This window comes from Limosilactobacillus sp. DJ3M12, assembly GCF_947381695.1.
In the GTDB taxonomy this organism is placed as follows: Bacteria; Bacillota; Bacilli; order Lactobacillales; family Lactobacillaceae; genus Limosilactobacillus; species Limosilactobacillus kinnaridis.
Map to the genome: position 1 here is coordinate 1 of NZ_CANCWY010000083.1, position 215 is coordinate 215.

Consider the following 215-nt stretch of genomic DNA (forward strand, 5'->3'; position numbering starts at 1 on the left):
TAGCCAGATTAGCCAGCCGATTGGACAGTTGCGTAAGGCAATTCAGAACGCCATCCAGTTAAAATCACGAGTGTATCATGTATTTGAAAAAAATGGACAATTACCGTTAAGCAACAATTCAGTTGAGCAAAGTATTCGGCCATCAACACTAATTCGAAAGAATTGTCTATTCGCAAAAACCGAAGAAGGTGCCAAGGCGAACGCCGTCTACTATA

Annotated in this window: 1 protein-coding gene; it reads left to right on the forward strand. The window is 41.4% G+C overall.

Annotated features, from left to right (window positions below; all coding sequences use genetic code 11):
* A partial coding sequence (locus QOS06_RS10810; RefSeq protein WP_283596072.1) for an IS66 family transposase occupies positions 1–215 on the forward strand: 215 nt, incomplete at both ends.